The sequence below is a fragment of the Hymenobacter rubidus genome (genome assembly GCF_016734815.1).
Lineage (GTDB): Bacteria > Bacteroidota > Bacteroidia > Cytophagales > Hymenobacteraceae > Hymenobacter > Hymenobacter rubidus.
Map to the genome: position 1 here is coordinate 1 of NZ_JAERQF010000059.1, position 14,130 is coordinate 14,130.

Consider the following 14,130-nt stretch of genomic DNA (forward strand, 5'->3'; position numbering starts at 1 on the left):
AACCGTAGTTTAAGAGCACTTTCGGGGTCGCTGTATACTAGCGCGAACTGTGTAGTTCGCCTCGCCACGCCGTTTGACCTTCTTTAACGGCGCGGGGTACGCGAACTACACAGTTCGCGCTACTACTGCCGCTGCTTCGGACTGTACACTGATACCGAAACCGCTCTAATGCGTTTTTACGCGAACCATGGGCGTGCCGCTGAGCCAGCACCACTTTGATATTGTCTTTTTTCGCTTTTCCCGTCAGGCCACCCCATTCCCACTCACTTCCTGGTCTGTTCGCCTACTTTCATGAAAATCCTGTTAGTTGAAGACCACGCGGAACTGGCCAGAAGCATTGCCGGCTACCTCGTGCAGGAGCACTACATCTGCGAAGTGGCGGCCACGTTTGACGAGGCGCGCGAGAAGCTGATTCTGTTCAGCTACGACTGCGTGCTGCTCGACATCATGCTGCCCGATGGCAACGGCATCAACCTGCTCAAGCTGCTGCGCAAGGACGGCGTGGAAAGCAGCGTCATCATCATCTCGGCCCAAAACGCGCTGGACTTCAAGCTCACCGGCCTGAGTGAGGGCGCCGACGACTACATCACCAAGCCATTTCCGCTGCCCGAGCTGCACGCCCGCATCAAGGCCATTATGCGGCGGCGCAGCCCCCACAAGAACAACCTGCTCACCTTCATGGACATCACCGCCGACCTGGAGTCGATGGAATGCCGGGTGCAGGGCAAGCTGCTGAACCTCACGCGCAAGGAAACCAACCTGCTGCTCTATTTCATCAATAACAAGGGCCGGATGCTGACCCGCCAAGCCATTGCGGCCCACCTTTGGGGCGACTACACCGACAACCTCGACAGCGTGGATTTTGTGTACCAGCACGTGAAGAACCTGCGCAAGAAAATCACCGATGCCGGCGGCAAGGATTACATCAGCACCGTCTACGGGTTTGGGTACAAGCTAAACGCGGCCGAGGAGTGAAGCTTAACTACCGCTACACCATCGCCTACGCGGTGATTACGTTTTTCGTGCTCAGCATTGGCTTTGCCATCGTGTACGCGGCCCTGTCGCGCAGCGTCACGCAGGCCACCATCGGCAAGCTGGAGCACCTGAATGCGGTGGTGGCCGACCAATTGCGCAGCGGGCGCGACTACGCCGGCGATTCGTCGAGAGTCAACGTGCGCATCGTCGCCCTGGCGAGCCGAAACCACTCGCTGACTCAGAAGGTACAGGTGCGCGATGAATGGGATGCCGCTCTGCAATCCAAAGCGGCCATTGTGCGGCTCACCACCTATCCGTTTATCGAGGGCCGGGCTTTCGCCATCACCAGCAAGGCGGCGGTGGTGGAGCCCAACGACATTTACCTGACCGGGCTGGTGCTGGTGTTTGCCTGGACGTTCGTGTTTTTGCTGGCCTTGGTGGTCATTCTCAGCGAGGTTATTTCCTGGCGCATCCTCAAGCCGTTCAACGATACCTTGCGGGGTATTCAGCTGTTTCAGCTCAGTCAGAAAGACAACATGGCCTTCCCGGCCAGCAACACGGCCGAGTTCAACGAGCTGAACCAATTCCTGGTGCGCATGACGGCCCGCGCCCAAAGCGACTACCAGGCCCTGCAGGAATTCTCCGAAAATGCCTCCCACGAGCTGCAAACCCCCATTGCCAGCATCAAGGCCCAGATTGAGTTGCTCATGGATTCGGAGCTGAGCGAGAAACAGTTTCTGCGCCTCACGGCCATGCACGACGAACTGGAGCGCCTGGCCAAAATCAACCACTCGCTCACGCTGCTGGCCAAGCTGGAACACTACGAGTCGCGCCCGCACGTGCTCACCAACCTCAGCGAGCTGGTGCCGGCCACCGAGGCGGCCTTTGCCGATTTGGCCGAAATGAAAGGCATCAGCACCGAGCAATACATCGAACCCGGCGTGCAGGTGCCGCTGGATGCGTCGCTGGCGCAGCTGCTGCTCAACAACTTGCTGAGCAACGCTATCCGCCACAACGTGGCCGGCGGGAAAATTCGCCTGCGGCTTTCCGCCGATGAGCTGCTGCTCCAAAACACCGGCCACGCGCCCTCTGCGCCGGTCGAGGAGTTGTTTGGGCGGTTCAAAAAAGGCAATGCGGCCCTCGATTCCATCGGCATTGGCCTGGCCATTGTCAAGCGCATCGGCGAGCTCTACGGGCACCGCCTTAGCTACACCTACGAGGCCGGCTGGCACACCATTCGGGTAGCATTTGCGGCCGGCTTGGAGTAGCAAACGTTTCTGGTAGGGCCGTCGCTGGCAGGGTTGAGCTAAAATTTCAATCAAACTCCAACATTTCTATAAAATTTCATCAAGATTGGGAGAGTGTTTTGTGCCATCCCGGAGCGTGAGTAACGACTCACTTTGTCGTTCCAGTGATTTTGGTTTCTGATTCCAATCCCGGTGGCCACACAATTTTCCACAGTTCTTTCTGCTCCCAGTTCCCGGCCGGAGGTGGCTCCCACGGAGAAAATCTCGCGCCGTCGGCTCAAGGCCATTGTGAGCGGCTCGGTGGGCAACCTAGTGGAGTGGTACGACTGGTACGTTTTCTCCTCGTTTTCGCTCTACTTCTCGGCCTCGTTTTTCCCGTCGGGCGATGCCACGGCGCAGCTGCTGCAAACGGCGGGCATCTTCGCCCTGGGCTTTCTGATGCGGCCCATCGGGGGCTGGATGTTCGGTCGCATTGCCGACAAAGTAGGCCGCAAGCAGTCGATGACGCTCAGCATTCTGCTCATGTCGCTGGGCTCGCTGCTCATTGCCCTCACGCCCACCTACCAAACCGTGGGCCTGGTGGCGCCGGTGCTGCTGCTCACGGCCCGGCTGCTGCAAGGCCTGAGCGTGGGCGGCGAGTACGGCGTTTCGGCCACCTACCTGGCCGAAATGGCCACGCCGCACCGCCGGGGCTTCTACTCCAGCTTCCTCTACATGACCCTAATTGGGGCGCAGCTGCTGGCCCTGGGCATTCAGCTGATGCTGCAAAAGGTGCTCCTCACCGAAGCGCAATTGCTGGACTGGGGCTGGCGCATTCCGTTTGTGATTGGGGCGGTGCTGTCCATCGTGGCCCTGTACCTGCGCAATAACCTGGACGAAACCAGCGCCTTCGAGGCCCAAAAGCACAAGCCCGAGTACCAAAAGGGCAGTATCATCCTGCTGCTGCGGCACCCCCGCGCCGTGCTCACGGTAGTGGGCCTCACCATGGGCGGCACGCTGGCCTTCTACACCTTCACTACCTACATGCTGAAGTTTTTGGTGAACACGGCGCACATGTCCAAGGAAGCAGCTACCAACATTTGCTTCCTCTCGCTGCTCGTGTTTGCGGCCTTGCAGCCGGTGTTCGGCAGCTTGTCGGACCGGGTGGGGCGCCGGCCGCTGCTCATTGGCTTTGGCGTGCTGGGCACCGTGGGCACCGTGCCGCTGCTCACGGCCCTGAGCCACACCACCACGCCGTGGGTGGCCTTCCTGCTGCTGGTGGTGGCCCTGGTGATGGTGAGCGGTTACAGCAGCATCAACGCGGTGGTGAAGGCCGAGCTGTTTCCGGTCGAAATCCGGGCGCTGGGCATTGGGCTGCCGCATGCCCTCACGGTGGCGCTGTTTGGCGGCACGGCCGAGTACCTGGCCTTGTGGTCGAAAGGGCAGGGACGCGAGCCCTACTTCTACTGGTATATCTCGGGCTGCATTGCCATTTCCCTGCTGGTTTTTCTGGCCATGGAAGATACCCGCAAAACCTCCCGCCTCAACGACGACGGCTAGCGGAGAATGCAGCGCACCAGAACGTCATGCAGAGCGCAGCGAAGCATCTCGCGTGCCGAAGTAAACCAATCGAATGAATTACTACCCCACGCGAGATGCTTCGCTACGCTCTGCATGACCGCAGAAGCGCTTCCTTCTTACACTTTCTCCTGCGACCGGGCCACCCGGCCGGGTTGCGCAAAAATCCCACCCTTACCTCATGAAAAAACTGCTATTCACCGGAATCTGCTTACAGGCCGGGCTGCTGGTTGCGGTGGCGCCGGCTCAGGCTCGCCACGCTGCGGCCACCCGCGGGCCTGGCACTTCTTCCGCCTCAACATCGGGCCCGCAGCGCGTGCAGGCCACCATCCAGGGCACCGTGACGGACAAAGCCACCGGCGAACCGCTGGAAATTGTGACCGTCATCAACAAGCAAAACCAGAAAAGCACGGCCACCAATTCCAAGGGCGTGTTCACCATCGAGGTTGACAACCCGGCCACCGACGTGCTGGTGTTCAGCTATGTGGGCTACCAGACGATGGAAGTGCCCGTGAACGGCCGCAGCAGCATCAGCCTGCAATTAGAGCCGACTTCGACCGAGCTGAAAGAGGTGGTGGTGAATGCCCTGGGCTTCGTGGTGGAGAAGGACAAGCTGGGCTACGCTTCCTCCAAAGTGTCGGGTAGCCAAGTGGCCAACTCGGGCGAAGTGGGCGTGATTGACGCGCTGGGTGGCAAGGCTTCGGGCGTGCGGATTTCGCGCTCCTCCGGCGCCGACCCCGGCGCGGCTTCGCAGATTCTGATTCGCGGCCAGAGCACCATCACGCGCGGCACCGACCCGCTCATCGTGCTCGACGGCGTGCCCATCAACAGCGGCACGCGGGGCGAGGCCAGCAGCGGCGTAACCCAACAAAACCGCCTCAGCGACATCAACCCCGACGATATTGCCTCGGTGGAAGTGCTGAAAGGCGCCTCAGCCGCCGCGCTCTGGGGCACCCGCGCTGCTAATGGCGTGCTGATGATTACGACCAAAAAAGGCAGCAGCGACCGGCTGGCTATCTCGTTCAAAAGCACCTATTCCGTTGACCAGGTGAACCGCAACTACACCTTGCAGGACATCTACGGGCAGGGTACCGGCGGCGTGTGGCGGCGCAACAATGCCCGCAGCTGGGGCGACAAAATTGCTAACCGCAGCGGCGCGGCCGACGTGCTGAACACCACCGGCGAGTACTTCCGGGCCGACAACGGCAACCTGTACTACCCCATCACGACCAAGAACTCGCAGGAAACTTTCAACAAAAAGAATTACGACGCCGTGTTTGGCCTGGGGCACTACCTCGACAACTCGGTGAGTCTGAGTGGCGGCAATAAGGAGTCGAACTACTTCTTCAGCCTGAGCGATTTGAACCAGAAGGGCGTGATTAAGGGCAATAGCGACTACCGCCGCACCACCGCCCGCCTCAACGCCACCCGCCAGCTGAGCAAGTGGCTGAGCATCTCGGGCAACTCATCATACGCCCTCACCAATTCCAACCGGGTGCGGCGCGGCGTGAACAACGGCAGCACCATGCTGGGCCTGCTACGCACCCCGGCCGACTTCGATAACACCGATTACAAGGGTTCTTACGCGGCCTCGCCCACCGGAGCGTTGATTACGGACCGCCAGCGCGCCTACCGCAACAGCACCGGCAACACCAACGACCCCGGCTTCAACAATCCGCTCTGGACGACCCACCAGGAAATTAACACCAGCAAGGTGAACCGCTTCATCAACAGCGCTGAAATCAATGTGAATCCGACCAGCTGGCTGCATTTTACGACGCGGGCGGGCGTCGACTACTTCACCGATGAGCAGATTGGCTACTTCCCGGTGAACTCCAAAAACGTGCCCACCGGCTCCTACACCCGCGACCAGTACAGCGAGCTGCAATTCAACCTCGACGTGATTGGGCGGGCCGAGCACCGCTTCAGCGAGAACATTGCCATCAACGGCCTGGTGGGCTTCAACTACAATCAGCGCCGCAACACCGACCTGACCGGCACGGGCGTCAACTTCATCATCCCGAACGCCCCGGCCGACCTCAACAACTCGGCCGTGGCCAACACTACGCTGGACGACAGCTTCATCCGCCAGGTGACCGATGCCGGCTACGCCACGGTGGGCGGCGAGTTCTACAACCAGCTGTATGTCAACCTGACGGGCCGCCTGGAAGCGGCTTCCACTTTCGGGGATTTGTCGCCGAACCAGTTCTTCTATCCGGCCGCCGATATTGCCTGGGACTTCTCGACGCTGCCGGCTTTTCAGGGCAATAAAATCTTCTCGTTTGGCAAGCTGCGGGCTTCGTTTGGCATCGTGGGCATTCAGCCCGCTACGTACAACACCACCACGTATTTCATCGCGCCGAACTTCATCGACGACAGCAACCCCAACCTCGACGGCAGCCTGTTTGGCACCGGCACCTACGTGCAGAGCCAGAGCAAAGGCAACCCCTACCTGCGCCCCGAGAAGAAGCAGGAGTTGGAAGTGGGCACCGATTTGCGCTTCTTCGACAACAAGCTGCGCGCCGGTTTCACGGCCTATTTCAACAAGACGACGGATGCACTGCTGAGCATTCCGCAGGCGTCGAGCACCGGCTTCACCTCGCTCTACGCCAACGCGGGCTCGATTCAGAACCGGGGCGTGGAAGTGGATTTGAGCTACGCGGCGGTGCAGGAAAAAGACTGGTCGCTGACCTTCGACGCCAACTGGACTCGCAACCGTAACAAGGTATTGAGCTTGAATGGCGCCAGCACCATCGACCTGGGCGGCCTGACCGGCGTTTCGTCGCGGGCTGTGGTGGGCCAGGCGCTGGGCGCGCTGTGGGGCACCGGCTGGGCGCGCGACGAAGCTGGCAACATGATTCTGGACGCCAACGGCTTCCCCACCAGCAACACCACCCAGCAAGTCCTCGGCGACCCCAACCCGGACTGGCGCGCCGGGGCCGGCTTCACGGCCCGCTACAAGGGTTTCAGCCTGCACGCGCTGTTTGAGCACTCGCAGGGTGGCGACATTGTGGACGCCACCGAGGCCGTGCTGCTCGACTACGGCACCAGCGCCGCCACCGCCGTGGAGCGCACCGCCGACCACGATTTGAAAACCTCAACCGGCACGGTCATCAAGGCTGGCACACCCTTCCGGGGCAATATTCAGAACTTCGGCGCCGGCGATGTAGCCCTTACCGAAAGCTGGTACACGGGCCTCGGCGGCTACTTCGGCAACGTGCTGGAGCCCTTCGTGCAGGACGCCACCTGGACCCGCCTGCGCGAAATCACGCTCGGCTACACCTACCACCTGCCCTCCGCCCGGTTCGGCCTGAAGGGCGCGGGCATCGAGTTCAGCGGCCGCAACCTGTGGCTGATTAGCGGGGTGAAAAACATCGACCCCGATTCCAACCTGGCCGGCTCGGGCTCTGGCCGCGGCATCGTGTACTTCAACAACCCCAGCACCCGGTCGTACCTGGCCACGCTGCGGCTGGATTTCTAACCGTTCACCTCACCCCCGGCCCCTCTCCCGCGGAGAGGGGTGCGTTCAACGGCTCTCGCGTCTGGCTCCCCTCTCCGCGGGAGAGGGGCCGGGGGTGAGGTTCCCCGGTCGAACAATCCCACCCTTCCCCATCGAATTCCCATGAAAAAATATATCTCCTACGTCCTCGCCCTAGCCCTGCTGGCTTCGTGCAAAAACCTGGTCGATGACCTCAACATCAGCCCCAACAACCCGCAGGATGCCTCGGCGCCGGTGATGCTGACCGGCGTGGAGCTGGCCGACGACTTGGTGCACGAAGGCGACGGCTCCCGCCGCGCCGGCGTGTGGGCGGGCTACTTCGACGGGCTGCTGTTCCAATACCAGAGCCACCAGCAGTACACCGTGGTGGCCAACGACTTCAACACGCCCTGGAGTTTTGTGTATTCCAACGTCATCAAAAATGCCCGGCTGATGCGGCAGAAGGCGCTGGACGTGAACAACAAGCGCCTGGCGGGCGTGGCCCAGGTGCTGGAAGCCAACGCCGCCAGCACCGCCGCCGACCTGTGGGGCGATGTGCCCTTCAGCCAGGCCGTTAACGAGGCTTACCCCAACCCCAAATTCGACGACCAAACCCAGGTGTACGCCGCCGTGCAAACCCTGCTCGACAGCGCCATCGTGAACCTAAACTCGACGGCTTTTATCGACTTTTCGGCCCAGGACATCATCGCGGCCGGCAACGTGGTGCGCTGGCGCCAGGCCGCCTATACCCTGAAGGCACGCAACTACCTGCACGCCAAGCAGTACGATAAGGCGCTGGCCGCTGCCCAAAACGGCATCAGCACCAACGCCAACAGCCTGTACTTCCCGCACATCGACAACACCGGCGGCTCGAGCCTGTACTACCAGTTTTTGGTGGAAGACAAGGGCGGCTACATGGGCCTGGGCCAGTTTGCCCTCAGCATCATCAGCCCCACCGGCACCCGCACCCGCGCCAACAGCAAAACCAACGAGCGGGCCCGCTATAACTACCTCTACTCCAGCGCCACGGCCCTGAACACCGGTTCGGTGGGCGGCGCGTTCTACAAAACCACGCCCTACCCGATGCTGACCTACCAGGAAAACCTGCTGATTCTGACCGAGGCCGATGCCCGCGTGAACGGCTTCACCGCCGGCCTCGCCCGCCTCAATACCTACCGCGCCTACCTGGCCACCGGCGGCTACCTCAGCACCAACTACGTGGTGGCGGCCAACATTAAGTACGACCCTTACGTGGCGGCTGACTTCAACCCCGGCGGCCTCGAAAACCCCACCGTGGCGGCCAACCTGACGCCCATCCGGGCCTTGCTGCGCGAGATTCTGGAGGAGCGCTACGTCACCTTCATGGGCCAGATTGAAGGCTTCAACGACGTGCGTCGCACCCTGACGGAAACCGATATCCGCGTGCCGCTCACGCCGAACGTGGGCACCCAGCTGCCGGTGCGCTTCCTGTACCCGCAGTCGGAAGTCGACCGCAATTCGTCCGTTCCTAGCCCGATTCCCAGCATTTTCGTACCTACGCGGGTTAATCAGTAGATGGACGGTTACGCAGAACGTAGTCCGGCTTTCAACAGAACGTCATGCTGAGCGCAGTCGAAGCATCTCGCGTGCATTCACTAATTATTTTCTTGCGATTGAGTCACTACCACACGCGAGATGCTTCGGCTGCGCTCAGCATGACGTTCTGTTGAAAGCCGGCCCCCAGTTACCCAACTTTATGAAGAAACTCTCTTCCAACCTCACCGTGCAGGTGCTCGCAGCTATTGCGCTGGGCGTGCTGGTCGGCACGTTTTTCCCCAGCTTCGGCGCGGCCCTGAAGCCGGTGGGCGACACGTTCATCGGGCTGATTAAAATGCTCATCGCGCCCATCATCTTCCTAACGGTGGTGCTGGGCATCGGGGGCATGGGCGACCTGAAAAAGGTGGGCCGTGTGGGCGGCAAAGCCCTGCTCTATTTCGAAATTGTGACCACGCTGGCCCTGGCCATCGGCATCACGGCGGCCAACCTCACGCACCCCGGCGTGGGCATCGACGCCCGCGCTTCGGTGGCTACCCAAAGCGCGGCGCAGGCGGCCGAGGCTTCTAAGTACACCGCGGCCGCCGCTACCAACGGTGGCATGAACTGGGTCGATTTCTTCACCCATATTGTGCCCCACAGCGTGGTGGGCGCCTTTGCCGAGGGCGACGTGCTGCAAGTGCTGCTGTTTGCGGTGCTGTTTGGCCTGGCCGTGAGCCGCATTCCGGCCGAGTACGGGCAGCCGCTGATGCGCACGTTTGAGCGGCTGTCGCACGCCATGTTTGGGGTGCTGGCGCTGGTGATGAAGCTGGCCCCGATTGGCGCGTTTGGCGGCATGGCCTTCACCATTGGCAAGTACGGGCTGGCCACGCTGCTGCCGCTGGCCCAGCTCATGCTAGTGGTGTACCTCACCATGTTTGTGTTCGTGTTTGGGGTGCTGAACGGCATCATGCGCTTCTACGGCCTGAGCTTGTGGCGCTTTCTGGGCTTCATCAAGGAAGAAATTCTACTGGTGCTGGGCACTTCGTCGTCGGAGTCGGCCCTGCCGCGCATGATTGACAAGCTGGAGCGCTACGGCTGCTCGCGCTCGGTGGCGGGCCTGGTCATTCCCACGGGCTATTCCTTCAACCTCGACGGCACGTCCATCTACCTGTCCATTGCGGCCATTTTCCTGGCCCAGGCGTTCAACATCGACCTGTCGCTAACTCAACAGCTCTCACTGATTGGCATTCTGATGCTCACCAGCAAGGGCGCGGCGGGTGTCACGGGCTCGGGCTTCATTGTGCTGGCCTCTACGCTGGCGGCCACCAAAGTCATTCCGGTGGAAGGCGTGGCCCTGCTGCTCGGCGTCGACCGGTTTATGAGCGAGGCGCGGGCCATTACCAATGTTATCGGCAACGGCGTGGCTACGCTGGTCATCGCCAAAAGTGAAGGTGAGTTTGACGAAGCGCAGCACCAGCGGGCTCTGCAAGGCCTGGACGTGCTGCCTGAGCAGGCCGTAGCCACGCCTCCGTCGATAAAAGCCGTGGCCAAATCGTCGGCGCTGCCCGCCGAAGCGGCGGCCAGCCCCGCCCGGTAGCGCGCCGGTCCATCCCCTTGGTTTCACCCTTTCTATATCCGCATCATCCGGTGAAAATGCTCTTTCCAAAATCCCTGGCGCTGGCTGCTCTGAGTGCCCTCCCGCTTGCGCCCGCAGGGGCCCAGGCGCCCGCGCCCAACGCCATTCTGTTTGTGGGCAACAGCTTCTTCCACGGCAAATACCCGCCGGTGCTCAACTACAACGCCGAGAACGTGAAAGACGAAAACTTCGGCCTGCCCAAGGAAGACCCGCGCTTCGAAAACCACCCTGAGGAGCCCGGCCCCTGGGGCGGCATTCCCGGCATCTTCAAAAAGCTGACCGATGAGGCTGGCCTCAACTACGAGGTGCACATCGAATCCATCAGCGGCAAAACCCTGAAGTTTCATTACGACAACGTGCTGCCCCTCATTCAGCAGCCGCGCTGGAACACGGTGGTTTTGCAGGAAAACAGCGCCTATGTCCTGCCCACCCGCCGCACCGGCCACCCCGAAGTGTTCCGTGAGTATGCCGCCAAGCTGGAGCAGGCCGTGCACACGGCCAACCCCGCCGCCCGCCTCTACCTCTACCAAACCTGGGCCCGCGCCGACATGCATTACACGCCCAAAGGCGCCTATGCCGGCTTGCCCGTCGACTCGATGACGGCCGACCTGCACGCGGCCTACTACGGCGTACTGCAGCAGGACCCCAAGTTCAGCGGCGTGGCGCCGGCCGGCGATGCCTGGCTCCGGGCCATCGAAGCCGGCGTAGCCACCCGCAACCCCTACACCCCCGAAGCCGGCAAAATCAACCTCTGGGGCCCCGACTACTACCACCCCAGCAAATGGGGCTGCTACCTGAACGCCTGCGTGCTCCTGGCCGAGATAACCGGCAAAGACCCGCGCACCCTCGGGGCCGGCGAGCAAGCGGCCGCCGCGCTCGGCATCGCGCCCGCCGAGGCCGTGAGCCTGCAGCGCATCGCCTACGAGCAGGTGCGCACCGCCCGGCCCACTGCTTTTTCCGACAAAGCCGCTGGGGGAAATGCCGCGCCCGGCAAGGTCAAAATCAAGACCAAAACCAGGAAAGGCTGAGCCGATGTAGTCGCTAAATCGCCTGTCATCCTGAGCAGCGCGAAGGACCTTCTTACCGAATAAGAGTTTGCAGTAGCTCCTTTCGGTACAATCGTGAAAAGGCCCTTCGCCCTACTCAGGATGACAGGCGGCGCAAGCAGGATGCTACGGCTGCACCTCTGCATGACTGCCTTTCATGCAATACTTCTTTTTGTCTCTTTTTACTGATTTCGTTATGGATTTTCGACTCCTTTCTCCGGCCGCGCGGCGGCTGGGCGGGCTGGCCCTTGCCTTGTGTGGGCTGAGTTCAGTGGCCGCGGCCCAAACCCGTATTCTGTTCGTCGGTAACAGCTTCACGCACGGCAAATACGCTCCGGTGCTGAACTACAACTCCGCCGCCGTCACCGATGAGAACTACGGCCTGCCCAGCACCAACCCGCGCTACGAGAGCGTGGCCAGCGAGCCGGGGCCGTGGGGCGGCATTCCAGGCATCTTCAAGAAGTTTACCGATGAGGCCGGGCTGAATTACGATGTCCACATCGAGGCCATCAGCGGTAACTCGCTGCAATACCACTACAACAACGCCCTGTCGGTGATTGCGCAGGCCAGTTGGAACAAAGTGGTGTTGCAGGAGGTGAGCACCCGGCCCATCCCAGACGCCCGGGGCGGCAGCCGGGCCGCGTTCTACGACTACTCCACGCGCCTGGAACAAGCCATTCACACCGCCAACCCCGCCGCGCAGGTGTACCTCTACCAAACCTGGGCCCGTGCCGACCTCACTTACCCTACCAGCCAGCCTTATTCGGGCCTGCCCATCGATACGATGACGGCCGACCTGCACCGGGGCTACTACCGCGCTTTTTTCAGCAACGCCCGCTACGCCGCTGTGGCCCCGGCCGGCGATGCCTGGCTGCGGGCCATTGTGGCGGGCACCGCCACCCGCGACCCCTACAACGCCGACCCCACCAAGCTCAACCTCTGGGCCGTGGACTACAACCACCCCAGCAAGTGGGGTAGCTACCTCAACGCCTGCGTGTTGTTCTACACCATCACCGGCATCGACCCGCGCACTTTGGGCGGTGCAGAGCAGGCGGCCGTGGCACTGGGCATCACCTCTGCGGCGGCAGTGGCCTTGCAACAACTGGCATACCAGCAGGTGAGCGTGGTGGTGACGGCCGGGGCGCAGCCGGGCGCCGGGGCAGCTGCACTGTCGGTATGGCCCAATCCGGCACGGGCTGCGGTGCAACTCGGCGGCCTTTTGCCGGGGCAAGTGGTGGAAGTCTACAACACCTTGGGGCAGCGCATTTTGGCTGGTGTGGTTCCGCCGGTGGGCGCCTTGCAGCTGGTACTGCCGGAGCACCTGCCGGCTGGCGTGTACGTGGTGCGCAGCGGTGGCCAGGCCCGGCGCCTGGTTGTGGAATAACGCAGCTGCTCGCTTCCCCATTAACGGGATTTTCTTTTCCGCATTCTCTTCCTCATTCTCTGCAATTCCCTCCGCTAACCATCATTGACGTGTTCAGAACGTCTACTTTTCAGTTGAAAAATTACGGTTTGCTCGGCCGCTTTGCGCTCGGTCTGTTGGGGGTATTTCTTGGGGCGGAGGCCACCGCCGCGCCAAGAAATACCCCCGGCAACGTTGTGGTGGTGCGGGTGGGCGATGGCACGGCTGCCCTCACCAGCGCCGCCGCCCCCGTGTTTCTGGCCGAGTACACCCTGAGCGGCACACTGGTCCAGACCATTGCGCGGCCCACCGTGGACGCCGGCACCAACCAAAGCTTTACCAACAGCGGCACCGCCACCTTCGACAACAACATGACCCGCTCGGCCGACGGCCGCTATCTAATACTCACCGGCTACGATGCGGCCGTGGGCACGGTCCCCGTCACGGGCACCACTTCGGCGGCCACCAACCGCATCATCGGCCGCGTGGCCGCCGATGGCACCATTGACACCAGTACGCGCATTGACGATGCCTTCAGCGCTACCAATTTCCGTTCAGCGGCCAGCGTCAACGGCATTCAGAAATGGAGCTTGGTGGATGGCACCTGGACGTTGAATGGCACCATTGGCGGCTCGGCTACCGCCCCGCTGCGCGGACTAGCTGGCAGCACCAGCGGCACGGTGGTGTCGTTGGTGGCCAGTGGCGAAGGGGGATTATATGCCGTGACGGACAACGCCGGGTACAACGCGGCGCCGACCAACAGCAACTTGCCAGCCCCGTTTGCCACGCCCGCCACCAACACGGCCTTTCGCGGCGTGGCCCTGGCGCCGCTGGCCTCCGCGCTGGCCCACGCCGATGAAAAAGTAGCGGCGCAGGCAGCTATTTATCCCAATCCGGCGGCCCAGCAGCTCCCCATACAACTGCCCGCAGAAATGCAGACAGGTCGCGTTCAACTACAGCTATTCAACGGCTTAGGTCAGCTAGTATATCGTCAGTCGGCAAGCGTGGCAACTGGTAGCAGCACCGTTGCCCTCGATGTGGAGACATTGGCCAACGGCGTATATACTTTGCGGTTGCATTTGGGCCCAACTACCATCGCGAAGCGAATAATTGTGAGCCATTAGGCTGCTGCCACAATGCAGCCCTCCATTCGTGCCGTGCCGGCGAGCACGGCAGCATCCATTACCATCCGTTTTAATGCTAAAAATCAACCAACAGGACGCGCTGAATTACCATTCGCAGGAGCCGGCGGGCAAGATTGAGGTGGTGCCCAC

The 14,130-nt window shown here is 61.7% G+C and carries 9 protein-coding genes; all 9 read left to right on the forward strand.

Annotated elements, in window-relative coordinates:
- Positions 1-291: 291 nt before the first annotated feature.
- The 9 genes from JKL48_RS22405 (at position 292) to JKL48_RS22445 (ending at position 13,980) form a co-directional block, all read left to right on the forward strand.
- Positions 292-975: a response regulator transcription factor gene (locus tag JKL48_RS22405; protein ID WP_201987568.1), complete on the forward strand. Its 684-nt coding sequence runs from the start codon at positions 292-294 to the stop codon at positions 973-975.
- A complete protein-coding gene (locus JKL48_RS23675) occupies positions 972-2,243 on the forward strand; it encodes a sensor histidine kinase (RefSeq protein WP_201987570.1) in 1,272 nt (423 codons plus the stop codon). Before JKL48_RS22405 ends, JKL48_RS23675 begins: the two co-directional genes overlap by 4 nt.
- A gap of 171 nt (positions 2,244-2,414) precedes the next feature.
- Entirely contained in the window at positions 2,415-3,761 is a 1,347-nt protein-coding gene (locus tag JKL48_RS22415; RefSeq protein WP_317191985.1) for an MFS transporter, read from the forward strand.
- Between the two features lie 199 nt (positions 3,762-3,960).
- Entirely contained in the window at positions 3,961-7,260 is a 3,300-nt protein-coding gene (locus tag JKL48_RS22420; protein WP_201987572.1) for a SusC/RagA family TonB-linked outer membrane protein, read from the forward strand.
- A 141-nt stretch (positions 7,261-7,401) separates the two neighbouring features.
- On the forward strand, positions 7,402-8,811 hold the full coding sequence (locus tag JKL48_RS22425) for a SusD/RagB family nutrient-binding outer membrane lipoprotein (RefSeq protein WP_201987574.1): 1,410 nt from the start codon (positions 7,402-7,404) through the stop codon (positions 8,809-8,811).
- 181 nt (positions 8,812-8,992) lie between these two features.
- Positions 8,993-10,369 carry a dicarboxylate/amino acid:cation symporter gene (locus JKL48_RS22430; protein ID WP_201987576.1) on the forward strand — a complete coding sequence of 459 codons (1,377 nt, stop codon included), beginning with the start codon at positions 8,993-8,995 and terminating at the stop codon, positions 10,367-10,369.
- Between the two features lie 56 nt (positions 10,370-10,425).
- Positions 10,426-11,436: a DUF4886 domain-containing protein gene (locus tag JKL48_RS22435; protein ID WP_201987577.1), complete on the forward strand. Its 1,011-nt coding sequence runs from the start codon at positions 10,426-10,428 to the stop codon at positions 11,434-11,436.
- A gap of 214 nt (positions 11,437-11,650) precedes the next feature.
- Entirely contained in the window at positions 11,651-12,838 is a 1,188-nt protein-coding gene (locus tag JKL48_RS22440) for a T9SS type A sorting domain-containing protein (protein WP_201987580.1), read from the forward strand.
- A gap of 113 nt (positions 12,839-12,951) precedes the next feature.
- The gene (locus JKL48_RS22445; RefSeq protein WP_201987582.1) at positions 12,952-13,980 is read left to right on the forward strand and encodes a T9SS type A sorting domain-containing protein; all 1,029 of its coding nucleotides are present in this window, start codon (positions 12,952-12,954) and stop codon (positions 13,978-13,980) included.
- The last annotated feature ends 150 nt before the right edge of the window (positions 13,981-14,130 follow it).

Excerpts from the sequence above, each read along its gene's own strand:
- JKL48_RS22405 (WP_201987568.1), top strand. The coding sequence starts at position 292 with ATGAAAATCCTGTTAGTTGAAGACCACGCGGAACTGGCCAGAAGCATT.
- JKL48_RS22420 (WP_201987572.1), top strand. The coding sequence starts at position 3,961 with ATGAAAAAACTGCTATTCACCGGAATCTGCTTACAGGCCGGGCTGCTG.
- JKL48_RS22425 (WP_201987574.1), top strand. The coding sequence starts at position 7,402 with ATGAAAAAATATATCTCCTACGTCCTCGCCCTAGCCCTGCTGGCTTCG.
- JKL48_RS22430 (WP_201987576.1), top strand. The coding sequence starts at position 8,993 with ATGAAGAAACTCTCTTCCAACCTCACCGTGCAGGTGCTCGCAGCTATT.
- JKL48_RS22435 (WP_201987577.1), top strand. The coding sequence starts at position 10,426 with ATGCTCTTTCCAAAATCCCTGGCGCTGGCTGCTCTGAGTGCCCTCCCG.
- JKL48_RS22440 (WP_201987580.1), top strand. The coding sequence starts at position 11,651 with ATGGATTTTCGACTCCTTTCTCCGGCCGCGCGGCGGCTGGGCGGGCTG.